The following is a 17,461-nucleotide window of genomic DNA, read 5'->3' on the forward strand; positions in this document are numbered from 1 at the left end:
TGTGGGTGCGGCGGTCCGTAATCGACGCGCTCTTCGTAGCAGGCCGTTCGTTGGCCGGGTGACCCCGTCCGTTTTCAAGCTTCCTACGAGGAGTGATCAGTATGTCCGAGGTCAAGCTCGCCGCCGAGTCGCGCACCGAGTTCGGCAAGGGTGCCGCGCGTCGTATCCGCCGCGACAACAAGGTTCCCGGTGTTCTGTACGGTCACGGCTCCGACCCGCTGCACCTGACGCTGCCGGGCCACGAGCTGCTGCTGGCGCTGCGTACGCCGAACGTCCTGATCGCCCTGGACATCGACGGTCAGCGCACCGAGCTGGCGATCCCGAAGTCCGTGCAGCGTGACCCGCTGAAGGGCTTCCTGGAGCACGTGGACCTGCAGCTGGTCCAGCGTGGCGAGACGGTCACGGTCGAGATCCCGGTGCAGACCGAGGGCGAGCTGGCCCCCGGCGGCAACCTGCTCGAGCACGTGCTGAACGCCCTGCCGGTCGAGGCCGAGGCCACGCACATCCCCGAGGCCGTGACGGTGTCCGTGGAGGGCCTGGCGGCCGGCGCTTCCATCCTCGCCAAGGACATCACCCTGCCCAAGGGCGCCAAGCTGGCCGTCGAGGACGACGCGGTCGTCATCCAGGTCCTGGCCGCCCAGGCCGAGGAGGCCACCGAGGGTGCCGAGGGCGAAGAGGCCGCCGAGGCCTGACCGGCGGTTCAGCCGTAGCGTCCGTGCCGCTGGTTCCCACGCACCCGGCGCTGCGGGCTGTGCCCACCCTCCCCGCTCTCGGCTTCGCTCGAGCGGGAGGGGCCCCATCGCCCTGCAGAACCACTGCCCACAGCGGTAGCTGTTCCAGCCGCTGCTTCCCTGGCCGGGAAGCAGCGGCTGTCGCACGTGAGGAGACACGGACGTGACCACATCCGCCGACGCCCCCTGGCTGATCGTGGGGCTGGGCAATCCCGGTCCGGAGTATGCGATGAACCGGCACAACGTGGGGTTCATGGTGGCGGATCTGCTGGCCGAGCGGATCGGCGGCCGGTTCAAGCGGGCCGGCAAGGCGCAGGCGCAGGTCGTCGAGGGGCGGATCGGTCCGCCCGGGCCGGCGGGCCGGCGGGTGGTGCTGGCGAAGCCGATGTCGTACATGAACCTGTCGGGCGGTCCGGTGAACGCGCTGCGGGAGTTCTACAAGGTGCCGTTGGCGAACGTGGTCGCGGTGCACGACGAGCTGGACATCGACTACGGGACGCTGCGGGTGAAGCTGGGCGGCGGGGACAACGGCCACAACGGGCTGAAGTCGATCACCAAGGCCATGGGCCGGGAGTACCACCGGGTGCGGTTCGGGATCGGGCGGCCGCCGGGGCGTATGCAGGTGGCGGACTTCGTGCTGAAGGACTTCGCGTCGGCGGAGCGCAAGGAGCTGGACTACTTGGTGGACCGGGCGGCGGACGCGGTGGAATGTCTGGTGACGGAGGGCCTGGAGCGGGCGCAGAGCGCGTACAACTCCTGACTTGTCCCTTACGTGAGTTGACCGGGTGCACGGGGATGGCCAATGATCCCGGCCATGCCTGCCACCGCCGTCCGCTCCCGCCAGGTCTCGCTCGCCGCGCTGCGGCTCGGGCGGCTCGCCGCGATGAGCACGGTGGCGGCGCTGATCGTGGTCGCGGGGGTGTGGGCGTCCTGGGGGTCGGCGCAGCACGTGATGCTGACCAAGGGGCGTGAGCACGGGACGGTCGTGGTGACGCGGTGCGGTGAGGACACGTGCAGCGGGCCGTACACGCCGGCGTCGGCGGGCTCGTCGGCGCCGCGCACCGTGGTGATCGGCGACCCGGTGGCGGTGCGGGAGGGCAGTACCTACGCGGTGGTGGTGAAGCCGGGCAGTGACGAGGTCGTGCGCTCGGGGCCGGCCGGGATCCTGTACGCGTGGGTGCCGCTGGGCGGTGCGTTGCTGCTGGCGTCGGTGGTCGTGGCGGGCGGGCTGCGGTGGATGCGGACGGCGTGGGTGCTGGCGGGGTCGGGGATCGCGTTGCTGACGGCGGCGTTCCTGGCGGTGTGAGCGCGGGTTTCGTGACGCTTCGGTGGGTATCGCCGTTTGCCGGGTTGTGGAGACTACGAGTGTTGCGTGTTCGTGATTGACCTTCTGCGCGGGGCGGCAGGAAGCTGAGCCGCCCCCTCCACATCTTCCCGTTCGCTTCTCGAAGATGGACTGCCCATGCGTACCCCCACCCGCGTCGGCGCCGTGTGCGCCCTCGCCGCGGCTGCCGTGTTCACGGCGCCTGCCGCTCATGCGACCGCGCCCGGCGACAACGGCACGGTCAAGATCCACGATGCCTCGACCGGCGAGGAGCTGCGCCGCAACGAGCCCCACGTGTGCACGTTCTATCTGGACGCCTTCGGTTTTGACGGCGGCCAGCAGGTGTCCTGGCACATCGAGTCCTGGGCGCCGACGGCCGACGTGAAGGGCGACACGGTGAAGTCCGGTGCGATCGCTCTGGACGGCGCGGGTCATGGCCGTACGGAGGATCTGTCGCTGCCGGACGGGCACTACAAGCTGTTCTGGAAGTTCGCCGGTGAGAAGAGCAAGGCGGCGAAGCACAAGGTGTTCTGGACGGACTGCTCGCCGTCGCAGGGCGGCGGGGTGCCGTCGGCGTCGGCGTCCGCCTCGGCGTCGGCGTCCGCCTCGGCGTCTCCGTCGGCCTCCGCCTCCGCCGGTGGGCCTGCCCCCTCGGCGTCCGCGTCCGGCGCCGGCGCCGCCCCGTCGGCGTCCTCGTCGCCGTCGGCGCAGGGCGGTGCGGCCGGGGGTGACCTGGCGGAGACCGGGAACAGCGCGCCGGTGGGTGTGCTGTCGGGTGTCGCGGCGGCGCTGGTCGCCGGCGGCGGTTTCCTCGTCGTGCGGCGCCGCAGGGCGGCCCGGGGCTGACCTGGCCTGCGGGAACGGGCGGTGCCCCCGAGCCGTGCGGCTCGGGGGCACCGTCGTGTGCTGTGCGGAGGCGGGTCAGCCGGTGTTGCGCAGGCCCGCCGCGACACCGTTGACGGTGAGCAGCAGGGCCCGGGCGAGCAGCGGGTCGGGCTGCTCGTCGGCCGCGGCGGTGTCGCGCTGCCGCTTGAGCAGGGCGACCTGGAGGTAGCTGATCGGGTCGAGGTAGGCGTCGCGGATGGCGAACGTCTGCTTCAGGACGGGCTGGGCGTCGAGGAGCTCCCTCTCGCCCGTGACGCGGAGCACCTCGGCCACGGTCAGCTCGTGTTCGGCCTTGATGGTGTCGAAGACGTGCTTGAGCTCGTCGGGGACGAGGGTGTCGACGTAGTGCTGGGCGATGCGCAGATCGGTCTTCGCGAGGGTCATCTCGACGTTGGAGATGAAGTTGCGGAAGAAGTGCCACTGCTGGTGCATCTCGTCGAGCACGGTGTCGAGCCCTGCCTCGCGCAGTGCCTTGAGGCCGGATCCCACGCCGAACCAGCCGGGGACGATCTGCCGGGACTGGGTCCAGCCGAACACCCACGGGATGGCCCGCAGTCCGTCGAGCGAGACGCCCGAGCCGGGGCGGCGGGAGGGCCGCGAGCCCAGGTGCAGGTCGGCGAGCTGGTCGACCGGCGTGGAGGCGAGGAAGTACGTCGGCAGGTCGGGGTCCTCGACCAGGCGGCGGTAGGCGCCGTGGGCGGCGTCGGAGACGACGTCCATGGCGGCGTCCCAGCGGGCGAGTGCCTCGTCGGACTGGCGGGGGGCGGTGTGCAGGGCGGAGGCCTGCAGGGTGGCCGCGACCGTCAGCTCCAGGTTCTCCCGGGCGAGGGAGGGGATGAGGTACTTGTCGGAGATGACCTCGCCCTGCTCGGTGACCTTGATCTCGCCTTCCAGGGTGCCCCAGGGCTGGGCGAGGATCGCGTCGTGGGAGGGGCCGCCGCCGCGGCCGACGGTGCCGCCGCGGCCGTGGAAGAGGCGCAGCCGCACGCCGTAGCGGTGGGCGACGTCGCGCAGGCGGCGCTGGGCGCGGTGGATCTCCCACTGGGAGGTGGTGATGCCGCCGAACTTGGAGGAGTCGGAGTAGCCGAGCATGACTTCCTGCACGTCGCCGCGCAGGGAGACCAGGCGCCGGTAGGAGGGGTCGGAGAGCATCTCCTCCAGGATGGTGTCGGCGGCCTTCAGCTCGTCGGTGGTCTCCAGCAGCGGCACGATGCCGATCTTGGCCCAGCCGGCGTGCAGGTCGATCAGTCCGGCTTCGCGGGCGAGGACGGCGGCGGCGAAGACGTCGTCGGCGCCCTGGCACATGGAGATGATGTAGGACTCGATGACCTCGGGTCCGAAGACCTCCAGGGCCCGCTTGACGGTCTGGAAGACGCCGAGGGTCTTCTCCCCGGCCGCGTCGACGGGGGCGGGGCTGGGCGCGAGCGGCCTTCTGGAGCGCAGCTCCTTGGCGAGGAGCCTGGTGCGGTAGTCGCGCGGCATGTCGGCGTAGCGCCAGGACTCCTCGCCGAGGCGGTCGAAGAGCTGGCCGAGGGCGTGGTGGTGGGCGTCGGCGTGTTCGCGGACGTCCATGGTCGCGAGCTGGAGGCCGAAGGCCGACAGCGTGCGGATGGTGCGGGCGAGGCGGCCGTCGGCGAACAGGCCGCCGCGGTGGGCGCGCAGGGAGTTCTGGATGATGCGCAGGTCGGCGAGGAGTTCGCTGGTGCCGAGGTAGTCGCGGCCGCTCTCGTGGGGGGTGCCGCCGGCCAGGCGCTGCTTGGTGTTCTCCAGCTTCTGCCGGATGCAGGTGGCCTTGAGCCGGTAGGGCTCCTCGGCGTTGAGGCGCTTGTAGCGCGGGCTGATCTCGGGGAGGTGGTCGAGGTCGGCCTTGAGGGAGTCGAGCAGCTCGTCGGTGGCGCCGGTGTAGCGGACGGAGTTGGACAGCAGCCCGCGCAGCTCGTCGATCATGTCGAGGGCGTCGTTGATGCCGTGCTCGTGCTGGAGGATGAGCACGTCCCAGGTGACCTGGGGGGTCACGTTGGGGTTGCCGTCGCGGTCGCCGCCGATCCAGGTGCCGAAGGTGACGGGGCGGGTGTCGTCGGGGAGCTTGACGCCGACGCGTTCGAGTTCCGCGCTGAGGTCCTCCAGGACGTCGCCGACGGCGCCGGCGTGCAGTTCGTCGAGGTAGTAGATGGCGTTGCGGGCCTCGTCGGCGGGTTCGGGACGTACGACGCGCAGTTCGTCGGTCTGCCACACGAGGTCGATGTTCTCGGCCAGCCGGGTGTCGTGGCGGCGCCGGTCGGAGTCGAGCACGGGCTCTTCGAGGAGGGCGGCGATCCGCCGGAGCTTGTTGAGCACGGACCGTCGCGCGGCCTCGGTGGGGTGCGCGGTGAACACGGGGCGGACGTTCAGATGCTGGACCGTCTCGCGCAGGTGCTCGGGGTCGGCGTCCTTGAGCCGGTCGGCCGTGCGGGAGAGCAGGCCGCCCTCGGCGGCGCGCCTGGCGCGCAGTTCTCGGCCGCGGTGGACCTGTTCGGTGACGTTGGCGAGGTGGAAGTACGTGGAGAAGGCGCGGACCAGCTTGGCCGCGGTCTCCAGTTCGGTGCCCCGCAGCAGTTCGGCGGCTGCGTCACCGTCCTCGCGGGTGAGTCGGCGGACCTTCTCCACCAGCTCCAGCAGCTCGGGGCCTTCCTGGCGGACGAGGGTCTCGCCGAGGAGGTCGCCCAGCCGGCGGATGTCGGCGCGCAGCTCACTGCTCGTGCTGGTGGTCTGGTCGTCGGCACTGCTCACAGGTGCGGCTCCTTGCAGTGTTGAAGCTCGTCTGGGAGGGGAACCCGGACGAGCGTCTCGAGCGACGGGCACCGATTGCGTGCCGGACGTCCGGGAAAAAACTTCAGAGCGGACCGCGCTGTCCGACCGACTCCAGGATAGGTGGCGGTCGGAACGCGCAGGCCCATGGGCTCTTGCCGCAGGGCAACACGCTGCCATACTTACGATGCCGTAGGTTACGGAACCGTAGGAAAGGGACTCGGTTTCCGCAGCTCGGCACCGCCCAGACCCTCGACCCCACAGGGGACGCGTATGACCACTAGCTCCTCCGATGTGATCGCAGACGCGCGTAAGGCGCCGGACGACACGCCCGTACCGCCCGCCACCCTCGGCGGCGAGCAGAAGCGTTCGATCGAGCAGATCGCGCTGCTGCTGTTCATCACTGTTCCGTTCCTCGCGCTGCTGGCAGCGGTGCCGCTGGCCTGGGGATGGGGCGTGAGCTGGCTGGATCTCGGCCTGCTGGTCTTCTTCTACTACCTCGGCTGCCACGGCATCACGATCGGCTTCCACCGGCACTTCACGCACGGTTCCTTCAAGGCGAAGCGCCCTCTGAAGATCGCGCTGGCGATCGCCGGGTCGATGGCCGTGGAGGGTCCGCTGGTGCGCTGGGTGGCGGACCACCGCAGGCACCACAAGTTCTCCGACGCCGAAGGTGACCCGCACTCGCCGTGGCGGTACGGCGAGACCGTGCCGGCGCTGATGAAGGGCCTGTGGTGGGCACACATCGCCTGGATGTTCGACGAGGAGCAGACCCCGCAGGAGAAGTACGCCCCGGACCTGGTCAAGGACCCGACGCTGCGCGCGATCTCCCGGCAGTTCGTGCTGTGGACGGCCCTGTCCCTGGCGCTGCCGGCGGTGATCGGCGGGCTCGTGACGATGTCCTGGTGGGGCGCGTTCACCGCGTTCTTCTGGGGGTCACTCGTCCGGGTGGCGCTGCTGCACCACGTCACCTGGTCGATCAACTCGATCTGCCACGCGGTGGGCAAGCGGCCGTTCAAGTCGCGGGACCGTTCGGGCAACGTGTGGTGGCTGGCGATCCTGTCGTGCGGCGAGTCCTGGCACAACCTGCACCACGCCGACCCGACCTCCGCGCGGCACGGTGTGATGCGCGGCCAGATCGACTCCTCGGCGCGGATCATCCGCTGGTTCGAGATGCTGGGCTGGGCGTACGACGTGCGCTGGCCGTCACGCTCGCGTATCGATTCCCGTCGCAACAGCGACGATGACCGCTCCCGGCGGCGGAAGGCGAGCGCCGAAGCGGCATGATGGACGCCGTGGCGACCGACTCCAGCACCTCCAGCAATGACAAGCCGCGGCGTGTGCGTCGCACCCGGATGACCGGTGCCGAGCGCCGCCAGCAGCTGCTGGAGATCGGTCGGACCCTGTTTGCCGCAAAGGGCTTCGAGGGCACGTCGGTGGAGGAGATCGCGGCGAAGGCCGGGGTGTCCAAGCCGGTGGTGTACGAGCATTTCGGCGGCAAGGAGGGCTTGTACGCGGTCGTCGTGGACCGTGAGATGCGGCGGCTGCTGGACATGGTGACCAGCTCGCTGACGGCCGGCCATCCGCGTGAGCTGTGCGAGCAGGCGGCGTTCGCGCTGCTGGACTACATCGAGGAGTACACGGACGGTTTCCGCATCCTGGTCCGTGACTCGCCCATCCCCCAGTCGACGGGCTCCTTCGCCTCGCTGATCTCGGACATCGCCACCCAGGTGGAGGACATCCTCGGCCGCGAGTTCAAGTCGCGCGGCTTCGACGCGAAGCTGGCGCCGCTGTACGCGCAGGCGCTGGTCGGCATGGTGGCCCTGACCGGCCAGTGGTGGCTTGACGTGCGCCGCCCGAAGAAGGCGGAGGTCGCCGCGCACCTGGTGAACCTCGCCTGGCACGGGCTGGACGGCCTGGAGCCGAAGCCGCGGCTGATAGGTCACCGCAAGAGCTGAACGACACGCGAGGGCCCCCGGCGGAGTCCGCCGGGGGCCCTCGACTCATGTGGACTGCCTGAAGATGTGGGCTCAGTGCTTGAAGACGTCCTTCGTCTTCTCCTTGGCCTGGCGGGCGTCGCCCTTCATCTGGTCGGCCTCGCCCTCCGCGGTCATGCGCTCGTTGCCGACGGTGCGGCCGACCGCTTCCTTGGCCTTGCCCTTCAGCTGCTCCTTCTTGCCCTTGGCCTTCTGCTCGCCTGCCACGGCTGATCACTCCCAGTCAAGTCTGAGGGGCGTCTCATCGCTACGGGTGACCAGACGGGCGCGATTCAAACGCGGGGCTCGAGGAACTCCAGGCGGTTGCCGACGGGGTCCTCGGCGTAGAACCTGAGATGACCTGGCAGGTTGTCGTCCCAGGTGACCTCGGTGCCGCACACGGTGAGGTGGGCGGCGTAGGCCTCGATGCCGGTGACGCGCAGCCCGGGGTGGGCCTTGCGGGCGGGGCGGAAGTCTTCCTCGACGCCCATGTGGAGCTGGACGGCGCCCGCCTGGAACCAGCAGCCGCCGCGGGCCGCGAGCACCGGCGGCTTGGGGATCTCGGTCATGCCGAGGACGCCGGTGTAGTAGGCGCGCAGGGCGTCCTCGCTGCCGGGCGGGGCGGCGAGCTGGACGTGGTCGAACGCGGTGATCATCCTCAGGTCCCCTTGACGGCCACGGCGAACAGGCGGCGGAAGGGCAGCACGGTGCCGTAGGGCGCGCTCGGGTAAGCCTGGCGCAGCAGGTCGCGGTACTCGGTGAGGAAGGCGTCGCGGGCCTCGGCGTCGTCGGCGAGGGCGGTGAGCGCGGGGCGCAGGCCGGTGCCCTTGACCCAGTCCAGTACCGGGTCGTCGCCCGGCAGGACGTGCAGATACGTCGTCTGCCACACGTCCGTGGCGCAGCCGAGGCGGGCGAGGCGGTCGAGGTAGGCGCCGGGGGTGTGGACGGAGTCGGTGCGGCGCAGGACGCCGGCGAGGCGGGAGCGCCAGCGGGGGGTGTCGGCGAGGTCGCGCATCAGGGCGTGCAGGGGGGCGTCGATGTTGTCGGGGACCTGGAAGGCGAAGGTGCCGCCGGGCCGCAGCGCGGCGATCCAGTGGGGGAAGCGGTCGGCGTGGTCCGGCACCCACTGGAGGGTGGCGTTGGAGACGATCACGTCGTACGGCTCCGCGGGCGTCCAGTGGCGCACGTCGGCGTGGGCGAAGTCGAGGTGGCCTCCGCCGGAGGTCGGGCCCTCGTGGCCGGTGTGGGCGGCGTCCAGCATCTCGGGTGCGTTGTCGTAGCCGGTGATGTGGGCGGTGGGCCAGCGCTCGGCGAGCAGGGCGGTGACATTGCCGGGGCCGCAGCCGAGGTCGGCGATGCGGGGGCGGTCGCCGGGCGGGCCGGGGATGCGGGCCAGCAGGTCGGTAAAGGGGCGGGCGCGGTGCCCGGCGTGGCGCAGGTACTGGGCCGGGTCCCAGGTCGGCTTGGTCATGGACTCACTGTCCTCGCCGATTTATCTTGATGTCAAGAGACACGACATCAAGAGACTTAATGTCGACACAACCACTACACTGATCGCCATGGAGGACGAGGTCGATCGGCTGGTCGCAGCGTGGCGCCGGGAGCGTCCGGACCTCGACGTGGAACCGCTCGAGGTGCTCAGCCGGGTGAGCAGGCTGGCCCGGCACCTGGACCGGGCGCGCCGTCTTGCCTTCGCCGAGCACAGTCTGGAGCCGTGGGAGTTCGACGTACTGACGGCCCTGCGCCGCGCGGGCGCCCCGTATCAGCTCTCCCCCGGGCAGCTGCTGACCCAGACGCTGGTGACGTCGGGGACGATGACCAACCGGATCGACCGCCTGGCCAAGAAGGGCCTGGTCGAGCGGCTGCCCGACCCGAGCGACCGCCGCGGGGTGCTGGTGCGCCTGACCGACGAGGGCCGCGACCGCGCCGACCAGGCACTGGCCGGGCTGCTGGACCAGGAGCGGGCGATCCTCGCCGAGCTCTCCCGTGCCCAGCGCGGCGAACTGGCCGGGCTGCTACGCCAGTTGACCGCCCCGTTCGACAACATCCCCGGCTGAGGGGCCCACCAGGTCCGCCGGTCCCACGCCGGCCCGCCGGGCCAGCGCCACGGCCGCGAGGGTGGAGTGCACACCGAGCTTGCCCAGCACGTTCTGCATATGGGTGCGCACGGTGTGCGGGGAGAGGAACAGCCGCTCGGCGACCGCCTTGCGGCCGAGCCCGGCGACCATGCAGCGCAGCACCTCCCGCTCGCGCGGGGTGAGGGACTCCACCAGCCGCTCGCTCTCGGTGCGGTGCTTGCGCGCGGCCGTCAACTCTCGCAGGACGCCGGTCAGCAGGGCGGGCGGCAGATGCGTCTCGTCGCGCAGCACCCCGCGGATCACGCTCAGCAGCCGGGACAGCGAGCAGTCCTTGGCGACCCAGCCGCAGGCCCCGGCCTGCAGGGCGAGCGCCGCGCGCCGCGGGTCGTCCTTCTCCGCGAGCACCACGATCCGCACCTGCGGCTGCGCCGTACGCACCCCCACGACCAGGGAGATCCCGTCGACGACGCCCTCGTCACCGCCCTCCGGCAGGTGCGGCGCGGGCCGCACTGCGGGCGGCAGGGCGCCCAGGTCGGCGTCGACGAGAGCCACGTCGAAGCGGCGGCCCTCGGCGGCCGCCCGCTCCAGCGAGCGCAGCGCGGCCGGTCCGCTGCCGGCCGCGGCGACCTCGACGTCCGGCTCGGCGGCCAGCGCCGCGGCGAGCGACTCGGCGAAGATGCGGTGGTCGTCGACGACCAGGACTCGGATGCGCACCACGGATGACCCCCACTGGCCTCGCCACGACGACCGGCACGGATACGGCGCCCGAGGGGCCGGGCGAACCGTACGGCCGCCGCCGCACCGGACCGCTTCCCCCCGCGGAGCGCCGTACCCGACGTCACTCGCCCCCTGAACGGCACCGGCCCCCACCGGTGCTGTTCACAGGGTAGGGCCGCAGCCGGGCAGGGCAAGGAGAATTGCAGAACTGGCGGATCCCAGCGTTTAGGGTGAGCCGCATGTTCCGTATTGAGGCACGAGTGGACAAAGAGCGACGTCATCTGCTGCGCTCGCGCCTCCGTGAGGCGAACACGGCGGCCTCCCCCGTGCTGCGCGCCCTGCGCGGCACCCCCGACGAGCGGGACGCCCCCCTGCATCTGTGGGCACTGGACGACGCCGGTGATCTCGCGGGCGGCCTGGTCGGGCGCACCTGGGCCGGCTGGCTGCACGTCGACCATCTGTGGGTGGACGAGCGGCACCGCGGCGCCGGCCTCGGCTCCCGCCTGCTCGCCCGGGCCGAGCGCCTCGCCCGCACCGACCGTGCCTGCACCGCCGTACGCCTGGAGACCTGGGACTTCCAGGCGCCCGGTTTCTACGCCAAGCAGGGTTACGAGGTGGTGTGCGTGATCCCCGACTATCCGCCGGGGATCACGGAGTACACGCTGGTGAAGCGGCTCAGATGAGCCGGCGCGCGCCCGCGGAGGGCACCGCCTCGAACACGCGCGGGGCGGTCAGTCCCGCCGTGGCGAAGGCTTCCTCGACCGCCTTCGTGATCGTCTCCACAGCGGAGATCTCGGCCAGGACGATCGCCGAGCCGCCGAAGCCGCCGCCGGTCATGCGGGCGCCGAGGGCGCCGGAGGCCAGCGCCGTGTCGACGACCAGGTCCAGCTCGCGGCAGGAGATGCGGAAGTCGTCGCGCAGGGAGGCGTGGCCCTCGACGAGGACCGGGCCGATGGCGCGGGTGTCGCCGGACTCCAGCAGCGACACCACCCGCTGAACCCGGTGGTTCTCCGTGACGATGTGCCGGACCAGGCGGCGGACCTCCTCCTCGTCGCCCAGCCGGGCCAGCGCCTCGTCCAGACCGTCGAACGGCACGTCGCGCAGGGCGTCGACACCGAGCAGCGCGGCGCCCTTCTCGCAGCCGGCGCGGCGCTTGCCGTACTCGCCCTCGCTGTGCGCGTGCTTGACCTGTGTGTCGACGACCAGCAGGCGCATGCCCTCGGCCGCGAGGTCGAAGGGGATCTGCCGCTGGGACAGGTCGCGGGTGTCGAGGAACAGGGCGTGGCCGGCCTCGCAGCAGGCCGACGCGGTCTGGTCCATGATGCCGACCGGGGCGCCGACGTAGACGTTCTCGGCGCGCTGGCACAGCCGGGCCAGCTGCCAGCCGCGCAGGCCGAGGCCGAACAGGTCGTTCAGGGCCAGGGCGACGACGACCTCCAGGGCCGCCGAGGAGGACAGGCCCGCGCCCGCCGGGACGGTGGAGGCGAGGTGGACGTCCGCGCCGGTCACCGGGTGCCCGGCCTCGCGCAGCGCCCACACCACGCCCGCCGGGTAGGCCGTCCAGCCCTTGTCCGACTCGGGGGCGAGATCGTCGACGCGCAGGTCGACGACGCCGCCCTCGATGTCCGCCGAGTGCAGCCGCAGCCGGCCGTCCTCGCGCCGGCTCACCGCGGCGACCGCGGTGTGCGGCAGCGCGAACGGCATGACGAAGCCGTCGTTGTAGTCGGTGTGCTCGCCGATGAGGTTGACGCGGCCCGGCGCCGCCCACACCCCTTCGGGCTCGGCTCCGTACAGCTCTTCGAACCGCTCGGCGACGGCCTCGCTCATCCCTGACCCTGACCTTTCGTACCTTCTGCTCGAAAGTGCGTTACTTCGCGCGGTTCTGCGCGAACTCCCACGCGTCGGCGACGATGCCGGCGAGGTCCGCGCGGCGCGGCTGCCAGCCCAGGCGCTCGCGGGCGGTGTCCGCTGAGGCGACCAGGACCGCCGGGTCGCCGCCCCGGCGCGGGGCGACCACCTCGGGGATCGGGTGGCCGGTCACCTTGCGGACGGTCTCGATCACCTCGCGGACGGAGAAGCCGTTGCCGTTGCCGAGGTTGCAGATCAGGTGCTCACCCGGCCGGGCGGCCTTCAGGGCCAGCAGATGGGCGTCCGCCAGGTCCGCGACGTGGATGTAGTCGCGCACACAGGTGCCGTCCGGCGTCGGGTAGTCCTCGCCGTAGATCGAGATCGCGTCGCGGCGGCCCTGGGCGACCTGGAGCACCAGGGGGATGAGGTGCGACTCGGGGTCGTGACGCTCGCCGTAGGCGCCGTAGGCGCCGGCGACGTTGAAGTAGCGCAGGGAGACCGCGCCCAGGCCGTGCGCGGTCGCCTCGCTGGAGATCATGAAGTCGACGGCCAGCTTGGAGGCGCCGTAGGGGTTGGTGGGCTTCGTCGGGGCGGTCTCGACGATCGGGACCTGCTCCGGCTCGCCGTAGGTGGCGGCAGTGGAGGAGAAGACCAGCTTCTTCACACCCGCCTCGCGCATGGCGCCGAGCAGGGCCATGGTGCCGCCGACGTTGTTGTCCCAGTACTTCTCCGGCTTCACCACCGACTCGCCGACCTGCGAGAAGGCGGCGAAGTGCAGCACGCCGTCGAAGGAGGAGTCCAGCCACTTGGCGGCGTCGCGGATGTCGCCCTCGACGAAGGCGGCGCCCGCCGGGACGCCCTCCCGGAATCCCGTGGAGAGGTTGTCGAGGACGACGACCTCGTGGCCGGCCTCCAGCAGATGCTGGGCCACCACGCTGCCGACGTACCCCGCACCGCCCGTCACCAGGTACTTACCGCTCATGAACTCGCTACCTCTCGCAGTCGCTCGGCCGCGCGCTCCGGAGGCACGTCGTTGATGAACACGCTCATGCCGGATTCGGAGCCCGCGAGGTACTTCAGCTTGCCGGACGTACGGCGAATGGTGAAAAGCTCCAGGTGGAGCGCGTAGTCGTCACGGGTGACGCCGTCGTGCTCCGCCAGCGGGCCGAACGGCGCCTGGTGCCAGGCGGCGATGTACGGCGTGGGCGGTTCACCACTTCCGAAGATCCGGTCGAAGCGCCTCAAGAGTTCCAGATAGACCTGGGGGAACTCTGTGCGGGCCCCCTCCTCCAGCGCCAGCAGGTCGGGCACCCGCCGCTTCGGATACAGGTGCACCTCGTACGGCCAGTGCGCCGCGTACGGCACGAACGCCACCCAGTGCTCCCCCTCCAGCACGACCCGCTCGCCGGCCAGCTCCCGCTCCACGACGGCGTCGAAGAGGTTCTCGCCGCCACTCGCCTCCTTGTACGCCGCCACCTGGCGCAGCATCAGCGCGGTGCGGGGAGTGGTGAACGGGTAGGCGTAGATCTGCCCGTGGGGGTGGCCCAGGGTGACGCCGATCTCGGCACCGCGGTTCTCGAAACAGAACACCTGCTCGACGGAGGGCAGATGCGACAGCTCCGACGTGCGGTCGGTCCAGGCGTCCAGGACCAGCCGTACCTGTTCCTCGGTCAGATCGGCGAAGGAGGAGTGGTGGTCGGAGGTGAAGCAGACCACCTCGCAGCGACCGGAGTCGCCGGCCAGGGAGGGGAAGCGGTTCTCGAAGACGACGACGTCGTAGGAGGAGTCGGGGATCTCGCTGAGCCGCTCGCCCTCCGACGGGCACAGCGGGCACTCGTCGGCCGGGGGGTGGTAGGTGCGGCCCTGGCGGTGCGAGGCGATCGCCACGGCGTCGCCGAGCAGCGCGTCGTGGCGGATCTCGGAGGTCGTCACGGTCCGCTCCAGCGGGCGCCGGTCGACCGCGCCCCGCACCATGTCGTCGCGCAGGTCGTAGTAGATCAGCTCACGACCGTCGGCCAGCCGGGTCGAGGTCTTCTTCACGCCGGACTCCCTCTGTCCGCACCCAAGCGCCTGCTGGGGGACCGAAGCACTGCTCTGACTCAACACAATCAAACATAACACGTCACAACCCACCAGGCCCTTGCACATCACAATCCAACAAAGACCATCACCAGAAGTGTTCATTTTCTAAACGCGGACGCGTAGGTTCCGCTGAGGATCAGTTCGCGCAACGAAGCGAGTGCTTAATGCAGACCCCCACAACCGCCACATATCTGGCCGCCGAGCTACGGCTCCCCACGAACTGGCTCGACTACACGATCCTCGCGATCTACTTCCTGGTCGTGCTGGGCATCGGCTTCGCCGCCCGCCGGTCGGTGAAGACGAGCCTCGACTTCTTCCTGTCCGGGCGCTCACTGCCCGCGTGGGTGACGGGACTGGCGTTCATCGCGGCCAACCTCGGCGCCACCGAGATCCTCGGCATGGCGGCCAACAGCGCGCAGTACGGCGTGTACACCACCCACTGGTACTGGATCGGCGCCATCCCGGCCATGGTCTTCCTCGGCCTGGTGATGATGCCCTTCTACTACGGCAGCAAGGTCCGCTCGGTCCCCGAGTTCCTGCTGCTGCGGTTCGACAAGTGGGCCCATCTGCTGAGTTCGATCCTGTTCGCCCTCGCGGCCATCCTGATCGCCGGCGTCAACCTGTACGCCCTCGCGATCGTCGTCGAGGCCCTGCTCGGCTGGCCGCAGTGGGTGGCGATCGTTGTCGCCGGCTTCTTCGTGCTCGCCTACATCACCCTCGGCGGCCTGTCCTCGGCGATCTACAACGAGGTGCTGCAGTTCTTCGTGATCCTCGCGGCCCTCATCCCGATCACCGTGCTCAGCCTGCGGAAGGTCGGCGGCTGGGACGGCCTGTCCGACTCCCTGACCAAGAGCCACGGCGGTGACTTCCTCACCTCCTGGGGCGGCACCGGCATCGGCCACGCCAACCCGCTGGGCGCCAACTGGCTGACGATCGTGCTCGGCCTCGGCTTCGTGCTCTCCTTCGGCTACTGGACGACGAACTTCGCCGAGGTGCAGCGCGCCCTGTCCGCGAAGAACCTCTCGGCGGCCCAGCGCACGCCGCTGATCGCCGCGTTCCCGAAGATCTTCATCGTCTTCCTGGTGATGATCCCGGGCCTGGTCGCCGCCGTCCTCGTGCCGAAGATCGGCACGTCCGGCTCGGACCTGCAGTACAACGACGCCATCCCGTACCTGATGGAGCAGTTGCTGCCCAACGGTGTCCTCGGCATCGCGGTCACCGGTCTGCTGGCCGCGTTCATGGCCGGCATGGCGGCCAACGTGTCGTCCTTCAACACGGTGTTCACCACCGACATCTGGGCCAAGTACGTGGTGACGGACCGCGAGGACTCCTACTACGTGCGCTTCGGCCGGCTCATCACCGCGATCGGCGTGTTCGCCTCGATCGGTACGGCGTTCCTCGCCTCGTCGTTCTCGAACATCATGGCGTACCTGCAGACGCTGTTCTCCTTCTTCAACGTGCCCATGTTCGTCGTCTTCATCATCGGCATGTTCTGGAAGCGGGCGTCGGTCAAGTCCGGCTTCTGGGGTTTGATCGCCGGCACGACGGTCGCGATGCTGAACTACTTCTGGATCTACAAGCAGGGCGTCATCGACATCCCCTCCGACCAGGGCGCCAACTTCGTCTCCGCGATCGCGGGCTTCGTGGCGGGCGGGGTGGTGATGGTGGCGGTGACCCTGTTCACCAAGCCCAAGCCGGCCGAGGAACTCCAGGGTCTGGTCTACGGCACCCGGTCCCCGGGAATGGCCGAGCCGCCCGCCGCCGGGGACGACGCGTGGTACCGCCGGCCTGCGCTGCTGGGCTGGGGCGCCATCGTACTGGCCGCCGTCTGCTACATCCCGTTCTCGTTCTGAGGGCCTGCTCGTAAGGAGTGTGAGAGACCATGACTGAGAATTCCGGCCACCGCGAGCACCGTGAGTACTCCGAGCGGGACGTCCAGCGTGAAGTCACCGAACTGCAGGGGCAGTCGGCTACGGCGGCACGGCTGTTCGACATCCGGCGGATCATCGGCGGGCTGTTCGTGCTGTACGGCGTCATCGTCACGATCACGGGGCTGACGGACTCCGACGCGGCGATCGACAAGGCGCAGGGGGTGAACATCAACCTCTGGACCGGGCTGGGGATGCTGGCCCTGGGGGTGTTCTTCCTGGTCTGGCTGAAGCTGAGGCCTGTGGCGCCTCCGACGCCGGACGAGTCCGCGGAGTAACGCCGCTGGGGCGCGGGTGCGTTGGTGCCGGTTCGTCGTGGCCGGTCGCGCCCACGCGGCAAAGCCGCATATCAGGCAGAGCCCCGCGCCCCTCGGCGGGCTGCCGTGCCGTCGGCTGTCAGCCCTCGGTTTCGACGGGTGCCGCACGCTCCAGCAGCCCCGTCCGCGCCGCCAGGGCCGCCGCCTCGAGACGTGAGCCCACCCCCAGCTTCATCAGGACCCGTTGCACATGCGTGCGGGCCGTGGACGGGGCGATGCCCATGCCCGCCGCGATCACCCTCGTGTCCTCGCCGTCCGCGACCCGGACCAGGACCTCCACTTCCCGCGGCGTGAGGATCGACAGCAGGCGTTGGCCCTCGTCGTCCGGCTGGGCCGCGGGGTTGAGCAGTTCGGCGAACGCCTGCTGCAGCAGGGCCGGTGCCACCGCCGCCTCCCCCGTCCGCGCCTTCGTGATGGCCCGCTCGACGCCCTCGATCCGCTCGTCGTGCCGTACATAGCCGCACGCCCCCGCCGCGAACGCGGCCGCGATGCCGCGCGGGCTCGGCACCGGGCCCAGTACCAGCACGGCCACCTGCGGCCGCTCCCGCCGGATGCGCGCCACGGGGTCGAACACCCCCGGTTGCGCAGGCGCCGCCGTTCCCAGCAGGCACACCTCCGGCGCCCGCGAGATCACCAGTTCCGCCGCTCCCGCGACGGGCGCCGTCGCGGCGAGCACCCGGTGCCCCCGCAGCTTCAGCGCCGAGGCCAGCGCCTCGGCGTGCAGTCGGTGATCGTCGACCACCATCAGCCGCACTCCCAAGAGAACCCCCCAGCCCCCCGGATCCATT

General features: G+C 70.7%; 19 protein-coding genes. 10 read left to right on the plus strand and 9 right to left on the minus strand.

Annotated features, from left to right (window positions below):
* Positions 1-101: 101 nt before the first annotated feature.
* The 4 genes from ACF1GV_RS23970 (at position 102) to ACF1GV_RS23985 (ending at position 2,901) form a co-directional block, all read left to right on the plus strand.
* Positions 102-692: a 50S ribosomal protein L25/general stress protein Ctc gene (locus tag ACF1GV_RS23970; protein ID WP_391684333.1), complete on the plus strand. Its 591-nt coding sequence runs from the start codon at positions 102-104 to the stop codon at positions 690-692.
* A gap of 202 nt (positions 693-894) precedes the next feature.
* On the plus strand, positions 895-1,491 hold the full coding sequence (pth, locus tag ACF1GV_RS23975; RefSeq protein ID WP_363263337.1) for an aminoacyl-tRNA hydrolase: 597 nt from the start codon (positions 895-897) through the stop codon (positions 1,489-1,491).
* 42 nt (positions 1,492-1,533) lie between these two features.
* A complete protein-coding gene (locus ACF1GV_RS23980) occupies positions 1,534-2,037 on the plus strand; it encodes a hypothetical protein (protein ID WP_391684336.1) in 504 nt (167 codons plus the stop codon).
* 156 nt (positions 2,038-2,193) lie between these two features.
* Entirely contained in the window at positions 2,194-2,901 is a 708-nt protein-coding gene (locus tag ACF1GV_RS23985) for an LPXTG cell wall anchor domain-containing protein (RefSeq protein ID WP_391684339.1), read from the plus strand.
* Positions 2,902-2,976: 75 nt separating this feature from the next.
* On the opposite strand, the gene ppc is transcribed toward ACF1GV_RS23985, so the two are convergent.
* Positions 2,977-5,709 (minus strand): phosphoenolpyruvate carboxylase, encoded by a 2,733-nt coding sequence (gene ppc / locus ACF1GV_RS23990; protein WP_391684341.1) that lies wholly within the window; start codon positions 5,707-5,709, stop codon positions 2,977-2,979.
* Positions 5,710-6,000: 291 nt separating this feature from the next.
* On the opposite strand from ppc, the gene ACF1GV_RS23995 reads away from it, so the two are divergent.
* On the plus strand, positions 6,001-7,014 hold the full coding sequence (locus tag ACF1GV_RS23995) for an acyl-CoA desaturase (RefSeq protein ID WP_391684344.1): 1,014 nt from the start codon (positions 6,001-6,003) through the stop codon (positions 7,012-7,014).
* Positions 7,011-7,685, plus strand: coding sequence for a TetR/AcrR family transcriptional regulator (locus ACF1GV_RS24000; RefSeq protein WP_361628412.1), 675 nt, complete (start codon positions 7,011-7,013; stop codon positions 7,683-7,685). Before ACF1GV_RS23995 ends, ACF1GV_RS24000 begins: the two co-directional genes overlap by 4 nt.
* A 72-nt stretch (positions 7,686-7,757) precedes the next feature.
* Here ACF1GV_RS24000 and ACF1GV_RS24005 read toward each other — a convergent pair whose 3' ends face one another.
* The 3 genes from ACF1GV_RS24005 to ACF1GV_RS24015 form a co-directional block, all read right to left on the minus strand.
* The gene (locus ACF1GV_RS24005) at positions 7,758-7,931 is read right to left on the minus strand and encodes a CsbD family protein (RefSeq protein WP_361628410.1); all 174 of its coding nucleotides are present in this window, start codon (positions 7,929-7,931) and stop codon (positions 7,758-7,760) included.
* Positions 7,932-7,996: 65 nt separating this feature from the next.
* Positions 7,997-8,359, minus strand: a complete 363-nt coding sequence (locus tag ACF1GV_RS24010) for a glyoxalase (protein WP_391684347.1) — start codon at positions 8,357-8,359, stop codon at positions 7,997-7,999.
* A 2-nt stretch (positions 8,360-8,361) separates the two neighbouring features.
* Positions 8,362-9,174, minus strand: a complete 813-nt coding sequence (locus ACF1GV_RS24015) for a trans-aconitate 2-methyltransferase (RefSeq protein WP_391684350.1) — start codon at positions 9,172-9,174, stop codon at positions 8,362-8,364.
* 88 nt (positions 9,175-9,262) lie between these two features.
* On the opposite strand from ACF1GV_RS24015, the gene tamR reads away from it, so the two are divergent.
* The gene (tamR, locus tag ACF1GV_RS24020; protein WP_363263345.1) at positions 9,263-9,760 is read left to right on the plus strand and encodes a MarR family transcriptional regulator TamR; all 498 of its coding nucleotides are present in this window, start codon (positions 9,263-9,265) and stop codon (positions 9,758-9,760) included.
* On the opposite strand, the gene ACF1GV_RS24025 is transcribed toward tamR, so the two are convergent.
* Positions 9,719-10,498 carry a LuxR C-terminal-related transcriptional regulator gene (locus ACF1GV_RS24025; protein ID WP_391684354.1) on the minus strand — a complete coding sequence of 260 codons (780 nt, stop codon included), beginning with the start codon at positions 10,496-10,498 and terminating at the stop codon, positions 9,719-9,721. The two genes, tamR and ACF1GV_RS24025, sit on opposite strands and share 42 nt — an antisense overlap.
* Before the next feature lie 239 nt (positions 10,499-10,737).
* Here ACF1GV_RS24025 and ACF1GV_RS24030 point away from each other — a divergent pair, with 239 nt between their 5' ends.
* The gene (locus ACF1GV_RS24030) at positions 10,738-11,181 is read left to right on the plus strand and encodes a GNAT family N-acetyltransferase (protein ID WP_391684356.1); all 444 of its coding nucleotides are present in this window, start codon (positions 10,738-10,740) and stop codon (positions 11,179-11,181) included.
* Here ACF1GV_RS24030 and galK read toward each other — a convergent pair.
* From galK to galT, 3 genes are read right to left on the minus strand one after another with little or no spacing between them, the layout of a single operon-like run.
* Positions 11,174-12,325, minus strand: a complete 1,152-nt coding sequence (gene galK / locus ACF1GV_RS24035) for a galactokinase (protein WP_391684358.1) — start codon at positions 12,323-12,325, stop codon at positions 11,174-11,176. The genes ACF1GV_RS24030 and galK overlap by 8 nt on opposite strands.
* Before the next feature lie 40 nt (positions 12,326-12,365).
* On the minus strand, positions 12,366-13,328 hold the full coding sequence (galE, locus tag ACF1GV_RS24040; RefSeq protein WP_391684361.1) for a UDP-glucose 4-epimerase GalE: 963 nt from the start codon (positions 13,326-13,328) through the stop codon (positions 12,366-12,368).
* Entirely contained in the window at positions 13,325-14,386 is a 1,062-nt protein-coding gene (galT, locus tag ACF1GV_RS24045; protein WP_391684363.1) for a galactose-1-phosphate uridylyltransferase, read from the minus strand. The genes galE and galT overlap by 4 nt, the downstream gene beginning before the upstream one ends.
* 206 nt (positions 14,387-14,592) lie before the next feature.
* On the opposite strand from galT, the gene ACF1GV_RS24050 reads away from it, so the two are divergent.
* Together ACF1GV_RS24050 and ACF1GV_RS24055 are read left to right on the plus strand one after the other, a co-directional pair.
* On the plus strand, positions 14,593-16,281 hold the full coding sequence (locus tag ACF1GV_RS24050) for a sodium:solute symporter family protein (RefSeq protein ID WP_363263351.1): 1,689 nt from the start codon (positions 14,593-14,595) through the stop codon (positions 16,279-16,281).
* Positions 16,282-16,310: 29 nt separating this feature from the next.
* On the plus strand, positions 16,311-16,634 hold the full coding sequence (locus ACF1GV_RS24055) for a hypothetical protein (RefSeq protein WP_391684366.1): 324 nt from the start codon (positions 16,311-16,313) through the stop codon (positions 16,632-16,634).
* A gap of 118 nt (positions 16,635-16,752) precedes the next feature.
* Here the strand turns inward: ACF1GV_RS24055 and ACF1GV_RS24060 are convergent, their stop codons facing one another.
* Entirely contained in the window at positions 16,753-17,433 is a 681-nt protein-coding gene (locus ACF1GV_RS24060) for a LuxR C-terminal-related transcriptional regulator (RefSeq protein WP_391684368.1), read from the minus strand.
* Positions 17,434-17,461: the final 28 nt, after the last annotated feature.

Origin of the sequence: Streptomyces sp. NPDC014006, from assembly GCF_043088925.1 — a bacterium.
In the GTDB taxonomy this organism is placed as follows: domain Bacteria; phylum Actinomycetota; class Actinomycetes; order Streptomycetales; family Streptomycetaceae; genus Streptomyces.